Genomic DNA, 25,171 nt, shown 5'->3' on the forward strand with positions numbered 1-25,171 from the left:
GTCGCGGTCACTTACAGTTGCCAATGTTGCTGGGACTGGCTGCTCAGGCAATGCCCTTGCGCCGGCGGATCATCTGGTACGCCTGCCGGCGCGCGAACTGGTTGAGCTGGGAGCGCAGGCTCTCGTCGTCGAGGTAGCGCTGCATCAGCTTGCCGTTGTCGTCGTGCCGGGACAGGATCACGTCCTCGATCCGCTTGTCGCAGACCACGCCGAAGTTGCTCTCGTCATTGACCATGGCGGCGGCCTCGAGGGTGCCGTCCTCGGCCAGGGCGACGATCTGCTGCTCGACCCAGACCTTGTCGGACTCGCCCAGCCCGATGCCGAACTTGTCGTTGAACGCGTCGATCAGCTCGGACAGCACCACCTTCTCCAGGTCGTGCTGCTTGCCCGCTCCCCCGCCGACGAAGCCAGGGAGCATCTGCTCGCCCTCGGGCGACAGCGATGCGTCGTGTTCGCCGGTCTTGCTGACCCGCAGGTGGGTCAGCTCCACCTCGCCGATGTCAACGGACGGGTCCTGCCGGCGGGGCAGCCGGTTGAGCAGCGCTCGCCCGTAGAGGTAGAGCCGTTCGAGGTCCTCGTCGTGGTAGGGCACGACCTGGCTGAGGAACGCGTACATCCGGGTGTAGTCGCGCAGCGCGGACCGGAAGCCGTCCGCGGCCTCCGGGTCGTGGGCGGCCAGGGCGGTGAAGCGCTCGACGGCCGGCTCGGTGAAGCGGTAGAGGGCGGCGTGCGCCCGCTGGAGGGCGGTGTCGCTGGTCGCCTTCTGTTCCGCGGCGAGCAGCGCGTCGGCGTACGCCTGCATCTCCGAGTCGACCAGAACCGGGTAGCCCGTCACCGCGTTCTGGGCGGTGTAGAGCAGGTTCGGGTCGGTGGGGGTGGTGGCGGCGGTTTCGAAGTACGGCTTGAACTGCTCGGCGATGTCGCCGGCCTCGTTGACGAAGTCGAGGACGAAGACGTCACCCTGGGCCTTGAGCGGGTGGGTGCGGTTGAGCCGGGACAGGGTCTGCACGGCCGCGACGCTCTTGAGCAGCTTGTCCACGTACATGGTGGTGAGCAGCGGCTGGTCGAAGCCGGTCTGGTACTTCTCGGCGACGACCAGGATCCGGTACTCGGTGTCCTGCTTGGCGTGCGGCGTGCCGGCGTGCTTGTCATCGGCAGCGGTGTAGGCGAACCGCTCGGGCAGCTCACCCTCGCTGAACCCGTTGACCCGCGCCTCGGTGTGCTCGACGCCGTCGACCTCCAGGTCGCCGGAGAACGCGACCAGGGAGTCGCAGCCGACGTAACCCTGCATCTCGACGTACTTCTTGATGGCGGTGTGCAGGCGGACGGCGGCCTCGCGGGAGCCGGTGACCACCATGGCCTTGGCGCGACCGCCGAGGCGCGGCGCGGTGTGCTTGCGGAAGTGCTCGACGATGATTTCGGCCTTCTGCGCCTGCATGGTGGGGTGCAGGCTGGCGAAGCGGGCGAGCTGCGCGCCGGCCTTCTTCGGGTCGACCTCCGGGTCGTTGGGGTTGGCGTTGGCCAGCTTCCAGTACGACTTGTAGGTCACGTAGTTGCGCAGCACGTCGAGGATGAATCCCTCGTCGATGGCCTGCCGCATCGAGTACGTGTGGAACGGCTGCGGGTTGCCGGTGACCGGGTGCGGTGTGCCGAACAGCTCCAGGGTCTTCGGCTTCGGGGTGGCGGTGAACGCGAAGTACGACAGCGTCTCGTGCCGGCCGCGGGCCAGCGCCGACGCGGTGAGCAGGTCGCCCAACTCGTCCACATCGTCGCTGCCGAGCTTGAGCAGCACCTTCTTCAGCGCGGCCGCCGAGTCGCCGGACTGCGACGAGTGCGCCTCGTCGACGATGACCGCGAACCGTTTACCGCGCAGCCCCTGCACCTGGTTGAGGATGTAGGGGAACTTTTGCATGGTGGTGATGACGACCTTGGCCGTCTCGCCCTGTAAGGCGGCGGCGAGCTGGGCGGAGTCCTTGTCGATCCGCTGCACCACGCCGGGCACGTGCTCGAACTGGAAGACGGTGTCCTGCAACTGTCGGTCCAGCACCACCCGGTCGGTGATGACGATGACCTTGTCGAAGACCGGCTCGTTGGGGCGCAGCCCCTTGGCCCGAGCGTCCTCGTCGAGGGAGGGCGCGGTGTGCAGGCTGGAAAGCCGGTGCGCCAGCCAGGCGATGGTGTTCGACTTCCCCGACCCAGCCGAGTGCATGACCAGGTAGTTGTGCCCGCAACCGTTGCGGGCGGCGTGGTCGGTGAGCTGGGTGACCGCGTGCCACTGGTGGTAGCGCGGGAAGATCAGCGCCTTGGATTCCTTGTCGGTGTGCAGGAACCGCCGGACCAGGTCCATCCAGGTGTCCGGGTGCCAGATCTGCTCCCACAGGTAGGAGCTGCGGTAGCCGCTCTCGCCGGTGGGTGGATTTCCGGCGCCACCGGAGACGCCCGGCCCGTCGGAGCCGGTGTTGAAAGGCAGAAACCGGGTCTTCTCTCCCGCCAGCTTCGTCGTCACGAAGACCAGGTCGGGATCCACGGCGAAGTGCACGAGGGTACGCCGAGCGAAGAGCAGTTCCTTCGGCTCGCGCGTCCCCCGGTACTGCTTCTTGGCGTCCTCTACGGTCTGGCCGGTGAGCGGGTTCTTCAGCTCGGCCGTGGCGAGGGGGATGCCATTGACGAAGAGGACCAGGTCGAGGGTGTTGTTGTTGCTGGTCGAGTAGGCGAGCTGGCGGGTGACGGTGAGACGGTTGGCGCGGTAAAGCTTGAGCGCGTCTTCGGTGATGGCGTGAGCGGGCTTGAAGTAGGCGAGGCGGATCAGAACACCCTTGTCCTTGACGCCACGGCGGAGGACGTCGAGTGGGCCACGCTCGTCGATCTGCTTTGCGAGGTATTGAGCGAATTGCCGCTGCGCCTCATCCGGATTGTTACCGTGGTACGCCAGCAGCTTCGCCCACTCGTCGGGCTGGGTGGCGCCGATGAACGCGAACAACTCAGCGGTGTCTAGCCCGCGTTGCCGGTCGTAGTGGCTGGGCGCGCCCTGCAACCAGTAGGAGCTGAGCATGGTCCGCTCGATAGCCCCCTCGAACGATTGCTCCTGGCTTACGAAGCTCATGCCTCCACCCTCCGCGCCGTCGTGACGTCGATCTTGCCCGTCACAGCCGCCGTTATCAACGTCTGCCGGCGCTCCCGCATTAGAAGTAGGCTGCCCTCAATCCTACGAGCTACATGACGGTGTCTTGCATAGATAGATTCAATATCTACCGTTAGAGAAACCCGGAGATCCGACGGGGCTAGAGGCACCGTGATTTCACCAATGTCCTGACCGCGAAGCTTGATTGTCTGACCGGACTGCCCTCGCAATAGCAGCGAGATTTGATCTCTCACCGGACGACTAGCGAGGATGGATGCCGCAAACGACACCGGCCATTCCGGTTGGAGCCGCACGCGGTAAAGTAAGTCACTCAGCAAGAGGCGCCTACCTCCAGTATTGGCGACCGCGGCAATCCCAACCATGGCAGGCGAGCCGCTCCCCCGCGTCAGCAGCAAATCGCCATCATGGATGGCGTAGCGGAGGTCCGGCTCAACGTCTGCCGGAAGCCTTTTGTGTGCCAACGGATTGAAGACCCCGGAACTAACGGCACTCGTCCGCAATACTGCCCAGCTCTCCGGCTCCGCCTCGGCATCCTCGCACTGAGGGCTCCACCCTTGCTCGACACCAGTCCAGATGCGCCGCAAAGGAATGGCTCCACACTCCTCGAACAGACTAGAAACCTTGGACGCAACACTCGCCTCAGCCCGCTCACGCAATAGTCGGACCTGGGATTCCTTTACTTCTTTCAGGCGGTCCATGCGGCTCAGCTCGGAGTCAAGGAAGTTGGCAATTCGCCGCTGCTCCTCAAGCTCCGGCACTGAGACGACCAATCTCAGAATGTCCTCAGGACTCACTCGCTGGTGACTTCTAGTAACAGACTGCACCTGGGCGTCGAGCGATTGACGGGTTTTCTCCGCACAAAGCAGGTAGAACAAGAACCGAGGATCGACGCCGCGTGGCCTCAGGGCTACGAACTCGGTGGATGCAACAACCGGCCTGTCCGAAGTCCTCGCGATAAGAACTCGGCTTTTGCGCGGATTTAGCTTACTAATCAACACCTCGTCGCCTCGAAGGCGAAGCTTCGCAGAACGAATTTCTGCCGCGTCCTCCACCTGCCCGTCGCCCGTCGCCTCGAGCGCTGGGATGCTGTAATGGAAAACCTCAGGGCCAAGATTCATTGGATCCACAACAGATCGCACTTCGGATGCCAGCGACCACAGCGGAACTGAACTCCAACCGCCCATCAACCAGCCACCTGGCCGAGTAGGTTCCGAATCTCCGCCTCAAGCGCCTTCATCTCGCCATCGATCTCCGCCAAGGGCCGCGGTGCCCGGTAAACGTAAAAGTGGCGGGTGAACGGAATCTCGTAACCGATCTTGGTCTTGCTCTCGTCAATCCACGCGTCAGGGACGTGCGGCAGCACCTCGCGCTTGAGGTAGTTGTGGATGTTCTCGTCGAGGGGGACGCTCTCGTTATCGCGCATGTCGACGTCCGGCAGCGGCTTGCCCTTGCGGTCGGTTTGCACCTCCCCCGCCGGGTCGCTGACCGAGAACGCCTCCCACACCGCCTTCTCCACCGCCGCCGGCAACTTCCCGAGCCGGTTCAGCTTCATCGCGAACTCGCCCCGGGCTGCGGACTTCAGCCCAATCAGTGATCTCGCCGCCGCTAGCAGCGACTCCCGCTCCGCGTACTTGAGGACCGCCCGCGCCTCGGCGAGCAGCCCGACCGTCTCCTCGGTGACCTCGAAGCGCAGCCGCAGCGGGCGCTCCACGGTGATCCGCTGGTAGCCGAAGTCGGTGGTCTTGAAGACCTTCACCTTGGCGTGGTGCGGGTGCTCCGGGTTGTCCGCGATGGACAGCGCATCGACGTACGCGCGGGTCAGCTCGGCGATGTGCTCGTCGGTGAGCATTTTGCGCTTGTCGCCGAGGCTCTTGCGCATCTTGGTCCAGTAGTCGCGGCCGTCGAGCAGCACGACCTTGCGCTCGCGGGCCGGGTCCTTGCGGTTGGTGAGGATCCAGAAATACGTGGAGATGCCGGTGTTGTAGAAGAGTTGGTCGGGCAGGGCGACGATGCCTTCGAGGAGGTCGTTCTCCAGGATCCAGCGGCGGATCTCCGACTCCCCCGACCCGGCGGCGCCGGTGAAGAGCGGCGAGCCGTTGAAGACGATCGCGAGGCGGCTTCCGCCGTCCTCGGGGCGCTTCATCTTGGAGATCATGTGCTGGAGGAAGAGCAGCGAGCCGTCGTTGATCCGGGGCAGGCCGGCGCCGAACCGGCCGGCGTGGCCGCGGGCGGCCTCGGCCTTGATGTAGTTCTCGACCTTCTTCCACTCCACGCCGAACGGCGGGTTGGCGAGCATGTAGTCGAAGCGCTCGCCCTCATGGCCGTCCTGGCTGAACGAGTTGCCGTAGGCGATCTTCGTCGGATCGCCGCCCTTGAGCATCATGTCCGAGCGGCAGATCGCGTACGTCTCGCCGTTCAGCTCCTGCCCGTACACCTCGACGGTGGCGTGCGGGTTGTGCTCCTGGATGTGGTCCTGGGCCTCGCTGAGCATGCCGCCCGTGCCGCAGGCTGGGTCATAGACCTTGCGGACGATGCCCGGGGTGACCAGGTCGTCCCCATCGGGCGCGAGCAGCAGGTTGACCATCAGCTCGATGACCTCGCGCGGGGTGAAGTGCTCACCGGCGGTCTCGTTGCTGATTTCGGAGAAGCGGCGGATCAGGTCCTCGAATACGTAGCCCATCTGATGGTTCGACACCACAGCTGGGCGCAGGTCGACGTCGGCAAACTTGGCGACCACCTGGTAAAGCAGCCCGGCCTCGGCGAGCCGGCTGATTTGGGCGTCGAAGGCGTACTTCTCAAGCACGTCGACCGCGCCGGGCGAGAAGCCGCCGATGTAGGCGCGCAGGTTGAGCGCGACGTGGTCCTGGTCACGGAGAAGCTTGCGGAAGGACATCTCGCTGGTGTTGTAGAACGACAGACCGGCGGCCTTGCGCAGCACCGGGTCCATGTTCTGCACGCCCATGTCCTTGAGCTGCTGGTGCCGGGCGAGGACCGCGTCCTTTGTCGGCTCCAGCACCCAGTCGAGCCGACGCAATACGGTCAGCGGGAGGATCACGCGGCCGTACTCCGAGCGCTTGTAGTCGCCGCGCAGCAGGTCGGCCACGTTCCAGATCAAGTCCGCGAGCTCTTGGTGCTTGGTACTCACCAGGTTCCTTTCGATTGCCTTAAGTCAAGCAGTATGGCCGGTGCTCTACAACGCTGTGGTCCCCCGGTCGGGCAAGATGATCAACCGAGCGTCAGCGGGTCGTCGCCCACGGAAGATTCATACTTCGCTAGGCTCCGGTGTATGAGTCGGCGTGTGACGATCTCCGTCCCTGATGACGTGGCCGAGCAGCTGGCCGCCCTCCCGGCCCGCCAGGTTTCCGCGTATGTCACGGAAGCTCTGCGCCGGCGTCGGATATCCGACGACATGCGTGCCGCCTTGCGAGCTGCCGGCCACCGCGAGTTCCCGTACGACCCGGAGGGCGCGATGCGGCGGCTGGCGGCCCGCCAGGTAACGCCGGAGATGCGCGACGCGGCGATCGCCCGCGTGGCGGAGCTGCTGGATTGCCCGGTCGACGAGGTCCGTGCCGACTTCGACCGGCCGAACGCCGCGTGAGCGCACCGGTCTACGTGCTCGACACGGGCGCGCTGATGGCCTATGCCCAGGGCGTTGACGCGGTCGGTGAGGCGGTGGTGGAGGCGGCCGACGCTGGCGCGACGGTGGCCGTGCCGCTGGTTTGCCTGCTCGAGGCGTACAGCCTGCTCGACCATGCCGAGCACGAGTTCCTGCGGATGTTGCGTCGGAACCCGTCCGTCCGGGTCGTCACGCCGGCCCTGCGCGTCGACCGGGCCGACGACTGCCCGGTCATCGGGGGCATGGCGCGGCAGACCGGCCGGCTCGGCGCCGGTCATGCCGCGTTCGTGGCGATCAGCAGCGCTGCGGGCTTCATCACGTCTCGGGCCGATCAGGTCCGCAAGGTGCTCGGCGACGATTGGCCGATCGTCGAGGTCTGACTTCACCGCGTCTCCCGGTCAGGGCGGATTGCTCCCCGGGCCAGGCCGTCGGCGGTGAGCTGGACCAGTTCGGCGCCCAGGGACGCCGCCTGCCGGATCGCCGACTCGAACGCGTCGAGCCGCCGGAACGCCTCTCCGTGCGCCCGCTGCTCGTCCAGCGGCAGCCGCCGCACCTGCGCCCGCCGGATGTCGAACCGCAGCGTCCCGGACAGGCTTGACGCCTGCTTCTCGTTCGCCGACGTCCGCAACTGCCCCGCCAGGAACCACGCATCGAGGGCAGCTGGGTTGGGCCGCAGCAGATGGAGGTTCCGCCCGAGCAGGGCCCCCTCGGCGGTGACCACCCGGGCGGTCAACTGCCGGGCGATCATCGGCACCACCACGTCCCCCACGGCGAGCGGGATCTCCTGCCCGAACCGGTCGTCGATCCGACCGGACGCCTCCGCGCCGGCGAGGACGTCCTGCACGGTGAGCACCGGCGGCCCGTCCGGCGACGCCTCCGACGTGCCGGCCCGGACCGGCCCGATCAACTGCAAGGCGCCGGCGCGCGCCAGCTCGCCGACGGTGAGATACAGGCCTTCCACCCCGTCGGGCGCGGGCGTGACCTGCGGCATCAGCGCCGACAGGTCGCCGACGACGGCGGCCAGCCGCTCTCTGGTGCGTACCAGATGTTCTCCGGTCGCCTCGCCCCCGACGGCGGGTTGCCGGCGGGCGGGGGTGAGGTCGACCTCCTCGTCGAGCAGGTCGATCACCGGTACCGCCCGGGCGAAGCCGACCTCCTCCAGCTCGTCGTCGGGCGCGGCGGTGAAGGCCCGCCAGGCGGCGAGTATCCGCGCGGACAGCGCGCCGAGGTCACCCTCGGCGGCGTCGACGAGCAGCGCCCGGGTCGGCGCAGTCGCGTCGGTCGCGGCCCGCCGCAACACCCACAAATGCAGGGGTACGCCGTGCGGCGCGGCCACCCCCGACGGGAGTGCGATGACGGCGCGCAGGTGGCCCTTGCGCAGCAGCTCGCCGCGGATCCGCTTGCCGGCGCGCCGGCTGGCCACCGTGGGTGGCATCAGCAGTACGGCGTGCCCGCCGACCCGCAGGTGGGCGAGGGCGTGTTGCGCCCAGGCCAGCTCCGGTTCGGTACGTGGGGTGGTGCCGACGATCCAGCGCGGATCGTGCCCGAGTTCCTCGTCGCCCCAGTTGGTGACGCCGAACGGCGGGTGGCAGACCACAGCGTCGACGGCGCGCCCGGCGAACGCGTCGGCGCGCAGCGAGTCACCGACGCGCACCTCCCCCGGTACGTCCCGCAGGGCCAGCCACAGCCCGGCGAGCCGGGCGAGGTCCGGGTCGAGTTCCTGCCCGTACGCGGAGGTGCAGCCGGCGCGGACGGCGGCCCGGAGGATGGCGCCGGAGCCGGCGGCGGGGTCGAGGACGGCGCCACCGCCGACGCCGGCGAGCCCGACCATGAGGTCGGCCAGCTCGTCGGGGGTGGCGAACGGCCGGCCGGGGCCGGGGGCGGAGAACCGTTGCCACAGCTCGTCGAACGCGCGCTGTGGGCCCAGTTCGTCGACCAGGGCGTCGACGTCGGGCAGCAGCGGCGCTAGGTGTGGGTCGGCCTGCCGGGGGTCGGGGCGTTCGCCGCGTTGTCGGGCCAGCAGCAGGGCGGCGACGCCGGCGAGGCCGGCGGCCGGTGAGTCGCTGGCGGCGGCGAGGCGTCGCCAGAGCCGGTCGGCGGCAGAAACCTCTGGGAGCTTGCCCTGGCCGCGCAACCACTGCTCGACCTGGATCAGGTCGAACTCGGGGCTGGCCGGGGTGCCGCCCACCGGGGTGGGGAAGTCGGCGTGCCGTTTGCGCCAGTTGCTGACCGCGGCCCGACCGACCCCGGCGAGCCGGGCGATCTCCGCAGCCGTGATGGTCGGTGTCTCCTGCACCTCCAGAGTGTGTCACACCCGTCAAGCATCATGTGTGTTGACAGCGTTCACAGATGATGCTCTCATTGACGCCGCCACGTCACAGCAGGAGGAAACGATGCGCAAGACCACGACCCTCGCCCTGATCGCCACGGGCCTCGTCGCCCTGGGCTGCGGCTCCGGCGCCACCGACGACGCCACCGGCAGCAAGGCCGACGCCAGCGGCACCAGCGAGGACAAGCCGGCGAAGACCGCGAAGATCGGCCAGGCGGCCCGGGACGGGAAGTTCGAGTTCACGGTGAAGTCGTCGAAGTGCGGGGTCGCGAAGGTGGGCACCTCGATGCTCGGCGACAAGGCCCAGGGCCAGTTCTGCCTGATCACGGTCAACGTCAAGAACATCGGCAAGGAGGCGCAGACCCTCGACGGCAGCAGCCAGAAGGCCTACGCCGCCAACGGCACCGAGTACTCGTCCGACACCGAGGCCGGCCTCTACGCCAACCAGGACCAGAGCACCTTCTTCGAGGAGATCAACCCCGGCAACCAGGTGACCGGGGTGTTCGTCTTCGACATCCCCAAGAACGTGAAGCTCACCAAGCTCGAGCTCCACGACTCGGCGTTCTCCGGCGGCGTGACCGTCTCCCTCGCCTGACCTCTCCCCCACTCCGTTCCCGGGGCGGACGCCGACCCGTCCGCCCCGGCTGTTCACACCCCCACCTGTTCACAGAAGGAGCGCCGCCATGACCGACCAGAACACCCCGACGCCACAGGACCAGGCAGCGCATCCCACCACGAACCTGTCGGCTGTTCCGGTAGACGAGCAGACCGTTCAAAGCGGGCCGCAAGAGCTGAATGCCGAAGGGTCCGAGAGTGGACGGCGGCGTCTCCCCTTGATCGGCGCGGCCGGCGCTGTCGCCCTTCTCCTGGGCGGTCTCGGTGTCTTCGCAGCTACTCGCGGCGATGAACCGTCCCCCGCCTCCGCCGAAGCGAAACAGCCGTTCGTGATGGCGAAGGAGAAGTGTGGGACCGCCGCCTCCGGAGGCGCAGAACTGGGCGATGAGGGGAAGACCCTCACGCTGCGCGGCGACGGCAAGGAGGCCTTTGGTCTCAGCTACTCCACGCTGGAGTGCTACTGGTCGGAGCTCGACATGCCGGACTCGGTGAAGGCCGAGGTCGGCGCCACCCGGGCCCTCGACGGGCGGCAGGCCGGCGCCTGGGGTGACATCCACGCGTCTTGGAGCTACCACCCGGACAGCGGCCTGCAGATGATCCTGACCCTCTCCGACTGATTCGTTCACGTCATCAAGTTCGTAGCTTCCGAATCCCGTTCCTCTCCGGTCCGGCTGCCCACGGTCCGGGAACCTCCCCTGCCTGGAGACGACCATGTCCCTCGCCCACCCGCACGGCACCCGCCGCCCCGCGATCAGTGCCCTCCACCCGCGCCCGGCGGTCCGCGTGTCCGGCGCCCTGCTCGCGACCGTCCTGCTGGCGCCGGCACTCTCTGGCTGCGGCGACGACGAACGAGTTGCCGCATCGGCATCCGCTTCCCCGAGCGCGTCCAGCTCCCCCAGCCCTTCGCCGACCCCGAGCCCCACCCCCGAGCCCGACCGGGACGGTGACGGCATCGCCGACTCCGCCGACACCTACCCGGACGACCCGAAGAACACCCCTCAGCAGGCACCCTTCACCCTGACCTGCTACCTCACCGACGCCTTCAATGAAAGCGACGCCTACACCATCACCACGACGGGCTCCGAGGGTCGCGCCGACTTCACCCCGATCTGGGCCAGGAAGCCCGTGTCCTGCGACACCGAGATGGCGATCCACCCCGTCACCAAGGCGGAGAAGACCGCATTCAAGACCTCGAAGTACGACGAGGACGACATCGCCACCCTCTACGAGATGTGTGCCGGAGCGGACCCGGACGACACCTATGCGGAGGCTGGATTCGCGGCGAGCCCCACACAGATCCCGGAGATCAACGCGGCCCTGGTCCTCTGCCCGAAACACCCGCAGGCCGCGAAGTGGCGGCAGGCGGTCAAGCGCGGCCAGGCCGACGCGGACCTGACCGCGCAGGGCCGGCTCTTCGGTGAGGGCACGTTCCGGGTGGGCAAGGAGATCAAGCCCGGCACGTACGTCACCACCGACGTCGACGGGTGCTACTGGGAGCGGCAGAACAGCTCCGGCGGGATCATCGACAACTACTTCACCAACGGCGCGCGCCGCGTCCAGGTCACCATCCGCTCCTCCGACTACGCCTTCAGCTCCAAGCGGTGCGGTGAGTGGCGCCCCGTCCGGTGATGCCGACGCTCCGAACCCCTCAGTTGATCGAAAAGACGTCAGGAGGCGTCGTGCGTCCCGATGAGTTCCTTCGCGCCCTGTCCCAGCTCCCCGCTCCCCTGCACGACCGCGCCGTCGCCCTGCGCGCCCACACCCGGCGCACCGGCTGCGACGACTGCCAGCGCATCGGCGACGCCGTGAACCTGGCCCTCTCCGCCGCCCACTACGACGAGCTGGCCTCGGCCGCCGAGCTGCTCCACACGGCCGAGCAGCTCGCCGCCGACCACGGCGAGCACGCCGGGTTGGATCCGCAGCGCGGGCGGGGCCGGGTGGCCCGCTGGACGGGGACGTCCGCGCCGCTGGTGGCCGCGACCGACGCCAGCTGGAAGGGTCGCGCCGGCGGCATCGGGTACGTGGTCAGCGACGGCCACTACGGACTGCTCGGTCGTGGCACCGGCCGCCTCGACCCCACCGGCGCCTCCCGGGTCCTGGTCGACGAGCTGCGGGCGGTCGACTACCTGCTGACCGCCTCCGACGAGCCGCCGGCCGGCATGACCGTGCTGCTGGACAGCCTCGGCGCCCTGCGCTACCTGCACCGCTGGCAGGCAGGTGACGCCGCGGCGATGCCGTCCGGCTACAGCCTGCGGCAGCGCCGCTGGTCCGCCCAGCCCACCCTGGTACGGCTCGCCGAGCTGGTGGCCCGCCGCCCGGATCTCGGGTTCGCCCACGTCAAGGGGCACACCGGGCACGCGCTCAACGAGGCCGCCGACGGCCTGTCCCACATGGCCCGCCGCCGGCGCGAGGAGTCCTTCGACCTGCGCCCGCGCGCGTACGCCCTGGTCGACGCGTTCCTGCGCGACTGGCACAGCAACGCCACCGTCTGACCCGACAAGCTTCCGCCCCGCACATCCACCGCTCACCCGGGCGGGCCGACCAGCCGGTCGGCCCGCGGACACACGCGCCTGGAGACGACCATGACTCAGCACCCGCAGCCCACCACTCCCCTGGTCGAGCTGATCCCGGAACGCACCGTCAGGATCGGACCCGGGCCGGGGTTCACGGAGAAGGAAACCCGACGATGACCCACCCCCAGCCGCGCCACGAGCCGACCCGGCCACTGCCACCGCTCTCCGCCGCGCCCGCCGGCCCGTACCTGCCCGCCCTGCACTATCCGCCACCTGTCGTGATCACGGCGGCGCCCACGTCCGGCACCGCCACCGCCGCGATGGTGCTCGGCATCATCGGGGTGCTCGGCGGCTGGTGCGTGTTCGGGTTGCCCTGCATCCTCGCCGTCATCCTCGGCCACGTCGGCCTGCACGAGACCCGCGAGGGTCGCAAGGCCGGCCGCGGCATGGCCGTCGCCGGGCTGGTCCTCGGCTACGTCTTCGTCGTTCCGATGATCACGCTCACCGTGATGATGTTCTTCGGCAGCGTCCTCGGCGCCTCGACACCGACCCCATGAAGACGGCCGGTGTCGCCCGTCAGGGACGGTGTGACCGGTCAGACGCCCCGCGACGGCGCCTGACGGGTGGCCCCCCGGCGCGACAGGGAACTCGGCGCGTTGACGTTCGCCTGGTCACTCACGCTGACGCCCAGCCGCTCGACCAGTTCACCCCCGAGCCAGCTGGTCACCCCGGCGAGGATGATGCCGGCGAAGCTGCAGATCAGGGCGAGGGCGTTCGGATCCCAGTTGTCCGCGGCCGCCCGCAGCAGCCAGCTCACGGCGAACAGCGCCACGACGACGACGTTGCCGGCGCCGTGCACGGCGCCGACCCGCTTCGCGCGGGTGCCCGCGGGGATGGACCGCCAGTCGATCAGGCCGAAGACCGCGGCGACGAGACCGCCGATGACGCCCGCACCGATCGTGTACGCCGCCGAGATCTGGAAACCCACCCGATCCGTGATCAGGTAGAGGATGTCGAAGATCACCGAGGTGGCGAGCAGCCCCAGCGGGAACACGATCAGCATCGGGTGGATCCCGTGACCCATCGCCTTGGCGCGGCTTTCCATTGCAGTCCTCCAGTCTCCCCCCAGGTGGGCGCGGATTCCCCCTGACGTCGTCGCTACACCTTTGCCCGGCGACAACACCCAACCGAGGGCGTCGACGGCGTACCGCCGGGTCAGTGACGGTGCCGGGCGGCGGACATCGCCTGCAGCGTGGGGCGCCGGACCACGGCTATCCGGCCGCCGCGGGCGCGGATCGAGGTCCGGCCGCCGCGTCGGCGGCGGACGGTGAGGTCGACGGTGGCCCGGCCGACCTGTACGCCCTCCAGGGTGAGGTCGGGCAGCCACTCGGGCAGGTGCGGGTCCACGAAGATCGTCCGCAGCGTCGCGGCGGGGCGCAGCGCCAGCAGGGCCTGGATCAGCGCGATCACCGAGCTGGCCGACCACGCCTGCGGCGAGCAGGAGTCGGGATAGATGCCGGGGTGCGGATGGGTGGCGTCGCGGGGCAGGCCGCTGAGCACCTCGGGCAGCCGGTGGTCCTCGAAGAGCGCCGCCGCAGCGAACATTCCCTCCGCCAGCCGGTGCAGTTGCGGCCAGCAGCCGTACCGGGCCAGGCCGAGACCGATGGTGCCCGCCTCCACCGGCCACACGCTGCCCCGGTGGTAGCTGAACGGGTTGTACGCCGGATGGGCCGCCGAGAGGGTACGCACCCCCCAGCCGCTGAACATGTCGGGCGCGAGCAGCCGGTGGGCCACCACGGGAGCGATCCGGGTCGGCACGATGCCGGTGGTGAGCAGGTGGCCGTCGTTGGAGTTGACCGACCGCACCTGCCGCTTGTCCGGCCCGAGCGCCATCGCGTAGCAGCCCTGATCGGGCATCCAGTAGGCGCGGTGGAAGCGGCGGCGCAACGCGCGTGCCCTGGCCAGCAGGGTGGCGCCGAAGGCCGGGTGGCCGGTCGCGGCGAACACCACGGCGGCGTGCCGCAGCGCGGCGTACCAGTACGCCTGGAGTTCGCTGCTGGCGATGGGGTTCGCCACCACCTGTCCGTGCTCGTCGACGATGGCGGTGTCGGAGTCCTTCCACCCCTGGTTCTTCAGGCCGGAGCGGGCGCGGCAGTGGTACTCGAGGAAGCCGTCGCGGTCCAGGTCGCCGTACCGGTCGATCCAGTGGAGGGCGCGACGGGCCGTCGGCAGCAGCTCCCGGACTGTGTCCAGGTCCCCCGTCCAGGCGAGGTACTGCCCGAGGAAGACCAGGAAGTCCGGGGCCGTCGACCAGTCGCCGTGGTAGTGGGTGAACGGGTTGATGCCGAGCACGGACACCGGCCCCAGGCGGGCCTCGTGCAGCGGCTTGCCCGGCTCCTCGTCGCGTCGGTCGTCGACGCGCTGCCCGAGGTGGCGGGCGTTGAGCCGCAGGCTGTCCCCCAGCATCGTCGGCCCGGCGAGCAGGGCCTGCCAGGATGCGGTCATCGTGTCCCGGCCGAAGATCTCCTGGTAGATCGGCAGCCCGGCCATCGGGGCCGTCGGCCCGGCCGGCTCGCCGAGCGGGAGGACGGCCAGGTCGTCGACGGCGCACCGCCAGGCGGCGGTGACGTCGAAGTTGGTGCTGCTCAGCCGGGTGAGTTCGCGGGTGAGGCGGGCGCGGGCGGTGGCGGCGACGTCGTCGGGTTCGGTGAAGGTGGGCGGGGGCGCGGCCAGCCGCTGCCCGTCGAAGACGGGTTCGACGACGAGTTCCACCCGGCTGCTCCCGCCGGGCGGTACCGCGATCTCGACAGCGAGCGCGTGATCCGCGTACCGCACCGGCGCGTCGGCGCGTACCCGGATCGCGACGGCCCGGTCGAGGTCGTCACGCAGGTAGGTCAGGCAAAGTTCCTGGCGCTCGGGGTCCCAGCCGGCGGCGGTGTCGCCGCGCTGGAGGCGGTGTCCCGTCTCGGCCTCGCTGGTGTCGGCGAAGTCGGCGGCGAGGTGGATCCGCATCCGCAGGGTCAGCGGCTGCTGGGCGTAGCTGACCACGGTCAGCCTGGTCCGCAGCCCCTCGCCGACGAAGCGTTCGGTCAGCAGGTAGGCCGCCCGGCCGGGCAGCACCTCACGGTCGCCGAGTTCGGCGTACGAGAGCTGGGCGTGTGCCCCCACGTTGGCCGTGCTGAACGGGACCGGCTCGCGGTCGTCGATCGTGAGCCGCTCCGCGCTGAGCACTCGGGTGTTGCGGGCGAAGAAGCCCTGCGGGTCGGCGCCGGTGATCCGGCCGCGTACGTCGGTGACCAGGGTGCTCCACCCGCTCGCCACGTAGAGCAGATCGGGGCGGACGCGCAGGTTCCGGACCCCGCTCATCGGCCGCGCGGCCGGCGCGACGGCACGTCGACCGGGGCGGCCCGGGCGCGGTGACCGGGTGCTGCCTGCGCGAGTGGCATCGGTGGCACCCCCTGATCTGCGGTGACGGCCCGGCCGCGGGCCGGTCGGACAGGCGTCCTTACCCGCTCGCGCCGCCCGTACACCCGCGGGATGGACGGTTCCGCCACCATCCGTCACGTCCACGTTTCGCCTGGTGACGGGCGGGTCCAAGGTGCGGTTCGGGTGTTGACTAGGTGTGATGCACGACATTCAATGACGGGATGGCGAGGTGCCTCGCCGGAGCGTCCCCGGACACGGACCGCCGGCAGGGCCACGTCAGCCGATCTTCCCTAGCGCCGCCTGGAGCAGTGGTCAGGGTGCCGTGCGTGCGATGGACAGTGTGATGAACGAGCGGCGCCGACGGATGCTGTTCGGCGCGGCGCTGCACGTCGTCTCCAACGGGGTCGCCGTCGTCTACTGCCTGCTGACCCTCGGCGAGGGACACCGGGTTCCCATGCTCGCCGCCTACGGCTCTGGCATTGGGTGCGGCATCGCGGGCCTGTGGGCGGCGAAGCGGGTGACCACGAAGGCGTGGGGGTACCGGATCTCGTTCACGATCCTGTTGATCGCGCTCTTCATCGTGGCGATCGGCGCGTACTGGGACGGCGGTGCCGCCTCACCGGCGGCCCTCGGTTTCGTGACCACCACCGTCTTCGTGGCCAGCCACACCCCGCACCTGCGGCTGATGATGGGGCTCGAGGCGCTCACCCTCGGGGCGTACCTCGCCGTCGCCGCCACCGGCCGCCCGGCGCCGCCGGGTCACGTCTTCATCTACGTCGCGGGCATGGTGGTTTTGATCTCGGTCTGCTCCACGCAGACCCGGGTGTTGGCACGGCAGCGTTCCCAGCTGCGCGCCCTCGCGTCGCTGGACCCGCTCACCGGGGCGCTGAATCGGCGCGGCCTCGCCGAGTTCACCACCCACCTGTTTCGCAACGGCTGCCGCCCCGGCCCGTCCCTGCTCTGCCTGGACCTCGACGACTTCAAGCTGGTCAACGACCGCCTCGGGCATTCCGCCGGCGACGAGCTGCTGCGGCGGACGGTGGCGGCGACGCGGGAGGTGCTGCGCGCCGGGGACGCCATCGCCCGCATCGGCGGCGACGAGTTCGTCGTCGTCCTGGTTGACGCCGACGAGGCCACCACCCGGACGGTCACGACGCGGATCGACGCGGCGGTACGCCAGCACGCCGACATCAGCATCGGCTCGGCCACCGCCCCGCACGACGGCAACACCCTCGACACCCTGATGCAGGTCGCCGACCAGCGCCTCTACCGGGTGAAGCGGCAACGGCGCTCGGTCGCGGCGGATGGTCGCGTGCTCTACACCGGACGAGACGGGTAGCCGATCCCGGCGACGTCCTTCACGGTCAGGTTCGGGCTTCCACGGCCGAAAGTCGCTTGCCGGGTACGGCGGGCTCCGGGAGGGTGTGTCCATGACGTTCTGATGGACAGCACCCCGTAGCTCCCAGGCTCCACGGCGCCGGCCGGTGCCGTCATGCCGTCCGTCCATACCGTTCCGCGAGAAGCGAGCGTCCTTGTCTCCCCAGCACTCCCGGCAGGAGTCCCTGCCGCAGTCCACCCCGGCCACCGTGACCGTGTTCGCCTCCCCCACCAGTTGGATCGAGTCCGATGCCCTCGCCCAGTGCCAGCAGGTGGCCGCCCTCGACGGCATGATCCACGTCGCCGCGATGCCGGACCTGCACCCGGGCAAGGGCGCCCCCATCGGCGCCGCCATGGCGTCGACCGTGCTGTATCCGTTCCTGGTGGGATCCGACATCGGTTGCGGCATCGCGGTGTTCCCGATCAGGCTCAAGCGCGCCGTACCCGAGCGGCTGGCCGCCCGGTTCCCCGACCTCGACCGCGCGCTGGACCCCGAACGGGACGCCGACGACCCGGCCTGGGCCGTCGTGGAGGGCGATGTGCCCGCCGGTCACCTCGAGGGCCTCGGCACGGTCGGCCGGGGTAACCACTTCGTCGAGCTGGCGCGGATCGAGACCGTCTTCGAGGCGAGTCACGCGAGCCGTCTCGGGCTCGACGTCGGTGACCTCGTCCTCATCGTCCACAGTGGCTCCCGCGGGTTGGGCGAGCGGATCCTGCGGGCGCACACCGAGGTCCACGGCGCGGGCCCCGCCGCCGATCCCGCCGCGTACCTGGCGGCGCATGACGACGCCGTACGCTGGGGATCGCTGAACCGACGGCTGATGGCCGCCCGGGTCGCCCACGCCCTGGGGGCCGAACCCACCGAGCCGATCGTCGACCAGTGCCACAACCTGGTCGAGCTCCGCGACGGGAGCTACCTGCACCGCAAGGGCGCCGCGCCGGGTGACGGCCGCGACGTGCTCATCGCCGGTACGCGAGGCACCCGTTCCTACCTCGTCGCCGCCCACGCCGGCCCGGAGGCCAACCATTCCGTGGCGCACGGCGCGGGCCGCAAGATGTCGCGCGCCGACGCCCTGCGCCGGGGCCGGGCCAAGCACACCGTCGACGAGCTGCGCCGCACGCCGGTGGGGTCGCTGGTGGTGTGCGGCGACCGCCAGCTGCTCTTCGAGGAGGCGCCGACGGCCTACAAACGCATCGAGCAGGTGATCACGGACCTCGTCGACCACGACCTGGCCACGCCCGTGGCCACCACGGTTCCCCTGGTGACCTACAAGACGCCGGACGTCGGCTCCACGCCCCGCCCCGACCGCGGGGAGCCCCGCCGCAGGCGAGGGCGGCCGTGACCGTCCACCTGCTCATGTCGGCCGGGCGTGGCCCGCAGGAGTGCGCCTGGGCGCTGGCCCGGCTGCTGCACCGCCTGGAAGCCGACGCCGCCCGTCGGGATCTGACGACCGATCGTGTCGAGAGCGTTCCCGGCGACCGGCCCGACACCTACCGATCCGCACTGATCCGGATCGCCGGTGCCGACGCCGAGGCGTTCGCCGCCTCGTGGACGGGAACCCTGTGCTGGCAGGCCGCCAGCCCCTACCGGACGAGCACCGGCCGGAAGAACTGGTACGTCACCGCCCGACCCTGCCAGGTCGACATCCCGGCCACCACGTTCGCGGAGGCGGACGTCGACATCGTCGGCTGCCGTACCGGGGGGCCCGGCGGTCAGCACCGCAACAAGGCCAGCACGGCGGTACGGGCCACCCACCGTCCCTCGGGCCTCGTCGTCGTGGTCGACACCGAGCGGCAGTTCAGCCTCAACCGGCGGATCGCCCTGCACCTGCTGCGCCAGCGCATCGAGGACGGCGACGAGGCGGCGCGGCGCGCCGTCACCACCGCCCGATGGCACATCCACGACGAGCTGGTCCGCGGCAACCCCACCCGCGTCGAACGTCCCCAACCGTCGGAGGACGACACGGCCCCACCGCAGCGACGGCGGCGGCCCAGCCGGCCGCGCCTGCCGTGACCACGTCGTCTCTTCCGAGAGGTGACGCCCACCCGCCGGCTCGCAGGAGGCCATGTCAGGCGGCGCGGCTACGATCCGGCGCATGATCCAGGATCTGCTGACGGCTGCGGCACACGGCGACTACGACGCCATCGACGAGCTGGAGAAGATCGCTGCCGCTGGGCCCGACCGGCTGGCCCCGCACCTGCACCAGCTGCTGGATCTCGGCATCGTGTGGCCGCCGACGCTGTTCCGGGCGGCCGACAGCGGCGTGGTCCAGCGCGTCATCGACCGCATCGACTGCGGCCGGCATGACGCCGACCTGAACCACCTGCTGCTCGTTCTCGCCCACACCCGTGACCCGCTCGCCGAGGCCGCGTTCCGACGCTGGTCCACGGTTCCCCCGCCCGGCACGGACAAGCTCCACGTCGGGCCGCTCGAGTACGCCAGGCAGGGCGGTTGGACGCTGCACCCCGACGGCACCCGCCGGGAGCTGTGCGGCCCGGTCGCCTATCGCCTCATCCCGATAGCCGCACCGCAGGCGGCAGGGGGTGCGACGTGCCCATGGTGCGACTCGCCGCTGTGGCCGATCCTGAACCTCGACACTGACGATCCGCGAGCCGCCCAGGCACTGGCCCACACCGGTTGGCAGGGACGCCTGCGAGTCACCACCTGTTCCCTCTGCGCCTGCTACACCACGCTCTACAGCCGGGTCACGCCGGACGGAGGGTCGGTCTGGTCGCCGCACAACTCGCCGCCGAGCTACCTGCCGCGCTCGACCGAGGACCCGCCGGCCCTGCTGCCCACCATCGGTGAGCCGCGGGCCACCCCGTACCAGGCGAGCGCGTGGGACGAGGGCGGCTCCACGCTCGGCGGCCACCCCCAGTGGATCCAGGACGCCGAGCACGCCGACTGCGCGGCATGCGGCCAGCCGATGGACTACGTCGCCCTGGTCGGCGGCGCGGATCTCGACTTCGGCGAGGGCGCCTACTACCTGCAACTGCACGCCCCGTGCGGCCTCGCCGCCGTCTGTTACCAGCAGAGCTGACGGCGCTCCCCCGAGGTCGAGACACGGCTCAGCCGATGGTGGCCAGTTTCGGCAGCACCTCGTCGGCGATCCGCCGGGTGAACTCCACCGGGTGGCGGTCCGGCGTGACCTGCACCTCGGTCACCCCGAGCGCGGCGTACTCGGCCACCTCGGCGAGGAACCCGTCGACGTCTGCCAGCGCCGGCCGGGACACGATGACGGTTTTCTCGATGCTGTCGTAGTCGCGGTCCTCGGCGGTGCAGTGCCTCCGCAGCACGTCCAGCTTGTGCGCCACCTCGGCGGGGCTGGTGCCGAACAGGTTGCAGGCGTCGGCGTACCTGGCCACCAGGAGCAGGGTCTTCTTCTCACCGCCGCCGCCGATCATGATCGGCGGGTGCGGACGGCTCAACGGCTGCGGTGAGTTGAGCGTCTCGGCGAGCTGGTAGTGCCGCCCGTCGAACGGACCGTCGTCGTCACTCCACATCTGCCGGAAGATCCGCAGCGTCTCCTCCAGCCGCTCGAACCGCTCGGCCATCGGCACCACGGGTACGCCGAGGCCGCGCTGCTCCCGCTCGTACCAGGAGGCGCCGATGCCCAGTCGGGCCCGGCCGCCGGAGAGCACGTCGAGCGTGGTCACGATCTTGGCGAGCAGTCCCGGGTGCCGGTACATCACCCCTGTGACCAGCACGCCCAACGTCATGCGCTCGGTCTTCGCCGCGACATAGCCCAGGGTGGCGTACGCCTCCAGCATCGGCTCCTCGGCCGGAGCCAGCGCGTCCATCTGGAAGTAGTGGTCCATCACCGTGAAGGACGCGACACCGGCCTGCTCGGCGGTGACGGCCGTCTCGGCGAGGGTCGGCGCGATCGCCGCCGGGTCCGCCGGCGTCGAGTATGTCCAGTAGTGCAGCCCGAGCTTCACTGTCGGCACCTCCGCACCGAGCCTAGTGGTCCGCGGCGCATCCGGCCCACGGTCCAGGGGCAACCAGACGGAACGATGCAATCCGGGGCACACCGTTATCGACACGCGGAAACTCCACCGCCCCCACGATGGTGCCGTGACTATCTCCGCACTGCCCGGGTACCCGCGGCGCATGGGTAGCCACAAGCAGAACAAGCACGACAGCGGCGGCGAGTCGGCCCGTGCGGGGCGGCACTCGGGCAGCGGCGCGGCAGGCCGCCAAGGCTCCCCGGTCGAGCATTCCCCGCATCAACGGCGTGATCGCACAGCGACCGGGACGTCGGGCACCGAACGCGACCAGGACCGTTCCAAGGTGGACCGCGAGGGGCGCGTCCAGCGGCAGGGCAACGCCTGAGCGAACATCTCACCGACCGGGCGGTCCGGCCAGCCAGCGGTCCAGGGCGGCCGGGGTGCGGAACAGCAGCACCGGCGGCCCGGACGGGTCGGCCTGCCAGGCGCGCATCCGGCGGCGGGCCCGGCCGAACGCGGTGAGGTGCCACAGCAGGATCGAGTCCCGGGACAGCACACTGCCCAGCGACTCGCGGTTGCCGTTGCAGATCTCCTCCCCGGTCCACAGCCGGCGGAGGGTGCGGCGCAGCAGCCGGCCGAAGGAGCGCCAGCGCGGGTAGTCCAGGCCGACGACCAGGTCGGCGCGGGCCAGTGGCACGTCCCGCCATCCGTGGTACGCCCCGTCGAGGATCCAGCGATCGCGTCGGCAGATCGCCTCGATCCGGCTGCGCTGCTGCGCGACCGGCACCTCGACCCAGCCGGGCTGCCAGAGCAGTTCGTCGACCGGATGCCACGGCAACCCGAGGCGCTCGGCCAACCGCGCCGCGAGGGTGGACTTGCCGGACCCGTACACCCCGTAGATCAGGATGCGGGACGGCGCGCTCATCGCGGCAGCGTACGCCGGTGGCGCAAGGGTTGCGGACGGCCCGGCGGCCGACCGGACGGGTCGTCCGTCGCTCAGCCGAGTTCCGACCCCGCGGTCGAAGCCCCGGGTTCCGCCGATTCGTCCTGAGTGTCGGCGGCTCGGCGGCCCGGGTCGACGGTGGCCGGTTGGCCGGGTCCGATTCGGTCGGCGGCGTCCCGGCGCGGACGGGTCTTGCCGGCCATGCCGGCGGAGCGGGGACCGGGCGCCGGTGGGCGGGCTGCGGCGCTGTCGTCCCGTTGAGGTTTCGCGGTCGGCTCCGGGGCGGTGGGAGTTGGCGACGAAGGCAGCTGCCCGCGCCGGGCCGCCGACGGGGTGCTCGGCAGACCGGCGGACGCCCCGGTTGGCGACTTCGGCGACCGGCCCGCCGGTGCCGGCCCGGTCGGTGTCGACTGGGCCGAGGTGGGTGGGACCGACGCGGGCTCAAGAGCGGTGGACATGGCGGGGCCCGGGGCGGGCGGCACCGGCACGGCGCCGGGGGAAGCATGGGCGTCGGGTGTCGACGGGGTGGCCGGGGCCGCGGGCGGCAGCAGGTGCCGGAGTTCGTCGATGTCGGCTCTCAGCCGGGTGACGCTCTGGTCGTCGCCGAGGGTGCCCAGCAGCGCCACGGCGCGCTCCAGGTGGATCCGGGCCTCGGCGTACCGGCGGTCCGCGAGGTCCTTTCGGGCCTTGTCGAGCGTCCGGCCAACCTCTTGTTCGGTGCGCACCGACTGGACCCGGTCGGCGTTGACCAGCTCGGCGACCGGCCACAGCAGGCCGCCCGGCTGGGCCCGGGCCGCGCCCAGCCAGAGGCCGCCAAGGGCGGTGAGCACGCTGAGGGCGGCGGCGGTGAGCGCCGTCCGCCGGCGTCGCGGCGTGGCAGGTCCGACGGTCGCGGCGCTGCGCCGCCGGAGCACCGGCCGGGCCGGGCGTGGCGTGGTGGGCGGTGCCGTCGGTACGTCCCCGCGGGGCTGGCTCTGCTCCAGCGCCTGCTCCACCTGCTCCGAGCTCGCCACGAGCTCGGCGCGCCAGTCAGCCAGCAGCGCGGTCACCGGGTCGTCGGCGGAGTGGTCGGGAGGTGGCTGCTCGCCGCGGGCGAGCGCGTCGAGCAGGCGGTCGTCGCGCGAGACCGGGTCCGACGGCGGCGGAGCGGGCACGTCGCTCATATGACCACCTGGGCGAGGGTGCCGGCGACGGCGCGCAGCCGGGTCAGGGCGCGGTGCTGCGCCAGCCGCACGGCACCTCCGGTCATACCGAGCACCGTACCGACCTCGTCCGCGGTCATGCCGACCGCCAGCCGCAGCACCAGGATCTCCCGGTGTGTCGCCGGCAGTTGCGCCAGCAGTCCGCTGAGCCTGACGCCCAGGTCGGCCGTGACCGCACGGAGTTCGGGGCCGGGGGCGGGGTCCGGAACGTCCGGGACGTCGGGGACGCTCTCCGCGCGGTCCCGGCTCGCCGCCCGGTAGGCGTCGGCGACCTTGCGGGCGGCGATGCCGTAGACGAAGGCGAGGAAGGGACGACCCTGATCGGTGAAGCGCGGCAGGGCGCCCAGCACGGCGAGGCAGACCTCCTGGGCGACGTCCTCGGCGGTGGCGCTACCGGCCCCGACATGTCCCAGCCGGGCGAGGCTGTAGCGCACGACGATCGGCCTGATCCGGGTCAGGACCTCGGCGACGGCGGCCGGGTCACCGGCGGCGGCGCGGCGCACGACGTCGGGAGGCGGTGTGTCCATCGCGGTCGCTGGCCCTTCTGCTGCAGCTGGGTCGACGGTAGCTGTCTCAGGTTCCGCCGCCAACAGGTCGCTGATGTAACACCGCGGCGACATCCGCCGATAACCCGGACGAGAGAGGCGAGAGTGCCCCGTCCACCCGGCCCGCCGCACGGCGGGTCCGGTGCCGTGGGCCACTTTGTCCATATTTATATATTTCTAGTAACGAATGTTTCTTCTCCCTGGCTGAGACGCTCCGGCTGCGACAGCCTCGGCATGGGCCAACCGCCCCAACCGCACGTGGAGAGGAACCCCCATGCGCAAGACACTGGGCGTCGCGATGCTCACCGGCATCGTCGTCGCCGCCTCGGCGACCGGCGCCACCGCCGCCCCCCGCGCCGAGTCGGACAGCGGCTACATCGTCGTCCTCCGCGCCGACGCCAACTCGTCGTCGGTCGCGGCCGAACAGGCCCGGGCCAACGGCGCCACGGTCGGCCACGTCTACGAGCACGCGCTGCGCGGCTACTCCGCGCGGATGAGCGCCACCGCCGCAGCCCGCATCGCCCGGGACGCCCGAGTGCTCTTCGTCCAGCCCGACGGGGTGGCGACGGCCGACGCCCAGACCACGCCGACCGGCATCAACCGGGCCGACGCCGAGCTGAGCCCGACCGCGAAGATCAACGGTGCCGACGAGCGGGTCAACGTCGACGTGGCGGTCATCGACACCGGCATCGACCTCACCCACCCGGACCTGAACGTCTACACCGCCGGCGCCAAGAACTGCTCCACCGGCGCCAGCGCGAACGACGGCAACGGCCACGGCTCGCACGTCTCCGGCACGATCGGCGCGCTCGACAACAGCATCGGCGTCGTCGGGATGGCTCCGGGCGCCCGGCTCTGGCCCGTCCGGGTCCTCAACAACGCCGGCAGCGGCACGTTCTCGGACATCATCTGCGGCATCGACTACGTCACCGCGCACGCCAGCGAGATCGAGGTCGCCAACATGAGCCTCGGCGGGTCCGGCTCCGACAGCGCCTGCGGCAGCAACAAGGACGCCATGCACGAGGCGATCTGCAGGTCCGTCGCCTCCGGCGTGACCTACGTCGTCGCGGCCGGCAACGAGACCGACAACGCCGCCAACCACGTGCCCGCCGCCTACGACGAGGTCATCACCGTCAGCGCCCTCGCCGACTTCAACGGCCTCCCCGGTGGCGGCGCGGCGCCCACCTGCCGCAGCGACGTCGACGACACCATCGCCGACTTCTCCAACTTCGGCGCCGACGTCGACCTGATGGCGCCGGGTGTCTGCATCTACTCCACCTGGAAGGGCGGCGGCTACAACACCATCTCCGGCACCTCGATGGCCAGCCCGCACGCCGCCGGTGGGGCCGCCCTCTACAAGGCGACCCACCCCACCGCCACCCCGAGCGCCGTCAAGTCGGCCCTCCAGGCGGCGGGCACCACCAGCTACAGCTGGCCGGCCGGTGACCCGGACGGCATCCAGGAGAAGCTGCTCAACGTCGCCACCTTCTGACCGCCGAGCGGTCGTCCCGGCCC

General features: G+C 70.5%; 23 protein-coding genes. 13 read left to right on the forward strand and 10 right to left on the reverse strand.

Annotated elements, in window-relative coordinates; all coding sequences use genetic code 11:
• Positions 1–43: 43 nt before the first annotated feature.
• From V6U81_RS21410 to V6U81_RS21420, 3 genes are read right to left on the reverse strand one after another with little or no spacing between them, the layout of a single operon-like run.
• Complete coding sequence (locus V6U81_RS21410) at positions 44–3,103, reverse strand: type I restriction endonuclease subunit R (RefSeq protein WP_334491653.1); 3,060 nt, start codon at positions 3,101–3,103, stop codon at positions 44–46.
• The gene (locus tag V6U81_RS21415; protein WP_334491654.1) at positions 3,100–4,326 is read right to left on the reverse strand and encodes a restriction endonuclease subunit S; all 1,227 of its coding nucleotides are present in this window, start codon (positions 4,324–4,326) and stop codon (positions 3,100–3,102) included. Before V6U81_RS21415 ends, V6U81_RS21410 begins: the two co-directional genes overlap by 4 nt.
• Positions 4,326–6,287 carry a type I restriction-modification system subunit M gene (locus V6U81_RS21420; RefSeq protein ID WP_334491655.1) on the reverse strand — a complete coding sequence of 654 codons (1,962 nt, stop codon included), beginning with the start codon at positions 6,285–6,287 and terminating at the stop codon, positions 4,326–4,328. The genes V6U81_RS21415 and V6U81_RS21420 overlap by 1 nt, the downstream gene beginning before the upstream one ends.
• Before the next feature lie 153 nt (positions 6,288–6,440).
• Between V6U81_RS21420 and V6U81_RS21425 the strand changes: the two genes are divergently transcribed.
• Both V6U81_RS21425 and V6U81_RS21430 read left to right on the forward strand, forming a co-directional pair.
• Positions 6,441–6,740 carry a hypothetical protein gene (locus V6U81_RS21425; RefSeq protein ID WP_334491656.1) on the forward strand — a complete coding sequence of 100 codons (300 nt, stop codon included), beginning with the start codon at positions 6,441–6,443 and terminating at the stop codon, positions 6,738–6,740.
• A complete protein-coding gene (locus tag V6U81_RS21430) occupies positions 6,737–7,138 on the forward strand; it encodes a hypothetical protein (RefSeq protein ID WP_334491657.1) in 402 nt (133 codons plus the stop codon). Before V6U81_RS21425 ends, V6U81_RS21430 begins: the two co-directional genes overlap by 4 nt.
• A gap of 2 nt (positions 7,139–7,140) precedes the next feature.
• Here the strand turns inward: V6U81_RS21430 and V6U81_RS21435 are convergent, their stop codons facing one another.
• Entirely contained in the window at positions 7,141–9,054 is a 1,914-nt protein-coding gene (locus V6U81_RS21435; protein ID WP_334491658.1) for an N-6 DNA methylase, read from the reverse strand.
• A 97-nt stretch (positions 9,055–9,151) separates the two neighbouring features.
• Between V6U81_RS21435 and V6U81_RS21440 the strand changes: the two genes are divergently transcribed.
• The 5 genes from V6U81_RS21440 (at position 9,152) to V6U81_RS21460 (ending at position 12,772) form a co-directional block, all read left to right on the forward strand.
• On the forward strand, positions 9,152–9,682 hold the full coding sequence (locus V6U81_RS21440) for a DUF4352 domain-containing protein (protein WP_334491659.1): 531 nt from the start codon (positions 9,152–9,154) through the stop codon (positions 9,680–9,682).
• An 88-nt stretch (positions 9,683–9,770) separates the two neighbouring features.
• Positions 9,771–10,319 (forward strand): flagellar basal body-associated FliL family protein, encoded by a 549-nt coding sequence (locus V6U81_RS21445; protein WP_334491660.1) that lies wholly within the window; start codon positions 9,771–9,773, stop codon positions 10,317–10,319.
• 94 nt (positions 10,320–10,413) lie between these two features.
• On the forward strand, positions 10,414–11,331 hold the full coding sequence (locus V6U81_RS21450; protein WP_334491662.1) for a hypothetical protein: 918 nt from the start codon (positions 10,414–10,416) through the stop codon (positions 11,329–11,331).
• Between the two features lie 50 nt (positions 11,332–11,381).
• Positions 11,382–12,194: a ribonuclease HI gene (locus V6U81_RS21455; protein WP_334491663.1), complete on the forward strand. Its 813-nt coding sequence runs from the start codon at positions 11,382–11,384 to the stop codon at positions 12,192–12,194.
• Positions 12,195–12,388: 194 nt separating this feature from the next.
• Complete coding sequence (locus V6U81_RS21460) at positions 12,389–12,772, forward strand: DUF4190 domain-containing protein (RefSeq protein WP_334491665.1); 384 nt, start codon at positions 12,389–12,391, stop codon at positions 12,770–12,772.
• 38 nt (positions 12,773–12,810) lie between these two features.
• On the opposite strand, the gene V6U81_RS21465 is transcribed toward V6U81_RS21460, so the two are convergent.
• Both V6U81_RS21465 and V6U81_RS21470 read right to left on the reverse strand, forming a co-directional pair.
• Positions 12,811–13,320 (reverse strand): DUF2231 domain-containing protein, encoded by a 510-nt coding sequence (locus V6U81_RS21465; RefSeq protein WP_334491666.1) that lies wholly within the window; start codon positions 13,318–13,320, stop codon positions 12,811–12,813.
• A gap of 110 nt (positions 13,321–13,430) precedes the next feature.
• Positions 13,431–15,581: an amylo-alpha-1,6-glucosidase gene (locus tag V6U81_RS21470; protein ID WP_334491668.1), complete on the reverse strand. Its 2,151-nt coding sequence runs from the start codon at positions 15,579–15,581 to the stop codon at positions 13,431–13,433.
• Positions 15,582–15,972: 391 nt separating this feature from the next.
• On the opposite strand from V6U81_RS21470, the gene V6U81_RS21475 reads away from it, so the two are divergent.
• The 4 genes from V6U81_RS21475 (at position 15,973) to V6U81_RS21490 (ending at position 20,059) form a co-directional block, all read left to right on the forward strand.
• A complete protein-coding gene (locus tag V6U81_RS21475) occupies positions 15,973–16,980 on the forward strand; it encodes a GGDEF domain-containing protein (RefSeq protein ID WP_334491669.1) in 1,008 nt (335 codons plus the stop codon).
• Positions 16,981–17,173: 193 nt separating this feature from the next.
• Complete coding sequence (locus V6U81_RS21480; RefSeq protein WP_334491671.1) at positions 17,174–18,361, forward strand: RNA ligase RtcB family protein; 1,188 nt, start codon at positions 17,174–17,176, stop codon at positions 18,359–18,361.
• Complete coding sequence (gene prfH, locus V6U81_RS21485) at positions 18,358–19,032, forward strand: peptide chain release factor H (protein WP_334491672.1); 675 nt, start codon at positions 18,358–18,360, stop codon at positions 19,030–19,032. The genes V6U81_RS21480 and prfH overlap by 4 nt, the downstream gene beginning before the upstream one ends.
• A gap of 82 nt (positions 19,033–19,114) precedes the next feature.
• Complete coding sequence (locus tag V6U81_RS21490) at positions 19,115–20,059, forward strand: hypothetical protein (RefSeq protein WP_334491673.1); 945 nt, start codon at positions 19,115–19,117, stop codon at positions 20,057–20,059.
• A gap of 28 nt (positions 20,060–20,087) precedes the next feature.
• Here the strand turns inward: V6U81_RS21490 and V6U81_RS21495 are convergent, their stop codons facing one another.
• Positions 20,088–20,966, reverse strand: coding sequence for a TIGR03560 family F420-dependent LLM class oxidoreductase (locus V6U81_RS21495; protein ID WP_334491674.1), 879 nt, complete (start codon positions 20,964–20,966; stop codon positions 20,088–20,090).
• Positions 20,967–21,093: 127 nt separating this feature from the next.
• On the opposite strand from V6U81_RS21495, the gene V6U81_RS21500 reads away from it, so the two are divergent.
• Complete coding sequence (locus tag V6U81_RS21500; protein ID WP_334491675.1) at positions 21,094–21,351, forward strand: hypothetical protein; 258 nt, start codon at positions 21,094–21,096, stop codon at positions 21,349–21,351.
• 9 nt (positions 21,352–21,360) lie between these two features.
• Here the strand turns inward: V6U81_RS21500 and V6U81_RS21505 are convergent, their stop codons facing one another.
• From V6U81_RS21505 to shbA, 3 genes are all read right to left on the reverse strand, one after another.
• On the reverse strand, positions 21,361–21,891 hold the full coding sequence (locus V6U81_RS21505) for a P-loop NTPase family protein (RefSeq protein WP_334491676.1): 531 nt from the start codon (positions 21,889–21,891) through the stop codon (positions 21,361–21,363).
• Between the two features lie 71 nt (positions 21,892–21,962).
• Positions 21,963–23,072 carry an anti-sigma-D factor RsdA gene (locus tag V6U81_RS21510; protein ID WP_334491677.1) on the reverse strand — a complete coding sequence of 370 codons (1,110 nt, stop codon included), beginning with the start codon at positions 23,070–23,072 and terminating at the stop codon, positions 21,963–21,965.
• On the reverse strand, positions 23,069–23,638 hold the full coding sequence (shbA, locus tag V6U81_RS21515) for an RNA polymerase sigma factor ShbA (RefSeq protein ID WP_334491678.1): 570 nt from the start codon (positions 23,636–23,638) through the stop codon (positions 23,069–23,071). The genes V6U81_RS21510 and shbA overlap by 4 nt, the downstream gene beginning before the upstream one ends.
• Before the next feature lie 292 nt (positions 23,639–23,930).
• Between shbA and V6U81_RS21520 the strand changes: the two genes are divergently transcribed.
• The gene (locus V6U81_RS21520; protein WP_334491679.1) at positions 23,931–25,148 is read left to right on the forward strand and encodes a S8 family peptidase; all 1,218 of its coding nucleotides are present in this window, start codon (positions 23,931–23,933) and stop codon (positions 25,146–25,148) included.
• Positions 25,149–25,171 lie beyond the last annotated feature (23 nt).

Source organism: Micromonospora lacuserhaii (assembly GCF_036902735.1).
Classification (GTDB): Bacteria; Actinomycetota; Actinomycetes; order Mycobacteriales; family Micromonosporaceae; genus Micromonospora.

Coding starts and splice junctions, on each gene's coding strand:
- V6U81_RS21440 (WP_334491659.1), top strand. CDS start 9,152: ATGCGCAAGACCACGACCCTCGCCCTGATCGCCACGGGCCTCGTCGCC.
- V6U81_RS21470 (WP_334491668.1), bottom strand. CDS start 15,581: ATGAGCGGGGTCCGGAACCTGCGCGTCCGCCCCGATCTGCTCTACGTG.
- V6U81_RS21520 (WP_334491679.1), top strand. CDS start 23,931: ATGCGCAAGACACTGGGCGTCGCGATGCTCACCGGCATCGTCGTCGCC.
- V6U81_RS21460 (WP_334491665.1), top strand. CDS start 12,389: ATGACCCACCCCCAGCCGCGCCACGAGCCGACCCGGCCACTGCCACCG.
- shbA (WP_334491678.1), bottom strand. CDS start 23,638: ATGGACACACCGCCTCCCGACGTCGTGCGCCGCGCCGCCGCCGGTGAC.
- V6U81_RS21490 (WP_334491673.1), top strand. CDS start 19,115: ATGATCCAGGATCTGCTGACGGCTGCGGCACACGGCGACTACGACGCC.
- V6U81_RS21445 (WP_334491660.1), top strand. CDS start 9,771: ATGACCGACCAGAACACCCCGACGCCACAGGACCAGGCAGCGCATCCC.
- V6U81_RS21465 (WP_334491666.1), bottom strand. CDS start 13,320: ATGGAAAGCCGCGCCAAGGCGATGGGTCACGGGATCCACCCGATGCTG.
- V6U81_RS21475 (WP_334491669.1), top strand. CDS start 15,973: ATGGACAGTGTGATGAACGAGCGGCGCCGACGGATGCTGTTCGGCGCG.
- V6U81_RS21505 (WP_334491676.1), bottom strand. CDS start 21,891: ATGAGCGCGCCGTCCCGCATCCTGATCTACGGGGTGTACGGGTCCGGC.
- V6U81_RS21450 (WP_334491662.1), top strand. CDS start 10,414: ATGTCCCTCGCCCACCCGCACGGCACCCGCCGCCCCGCGATCAGTGCC.
- V6U81_RS21415 (WP_334491654.1), bottom strand. CDS start 4,326: ATGGGCGGTTGGAGTTCAGTTCCGCTGTGGTCGCTGGCATCCGAAGTG.
- V6U81_RS21510 (WP_334491677.1), bottom strand. CDS start 23,072: ATGAGCGACGTGCCCGCTCCGCCGCCGTCGGACCCGGTCTCGCGCGAC.
- V6U81_RS21410 (WP_334491653.1), bottom strand. CDS start 3,103: ATGAGCTTCGTAAGCCAGGAGCAATCGTTCGAGGGGGCTATCGAGCGG.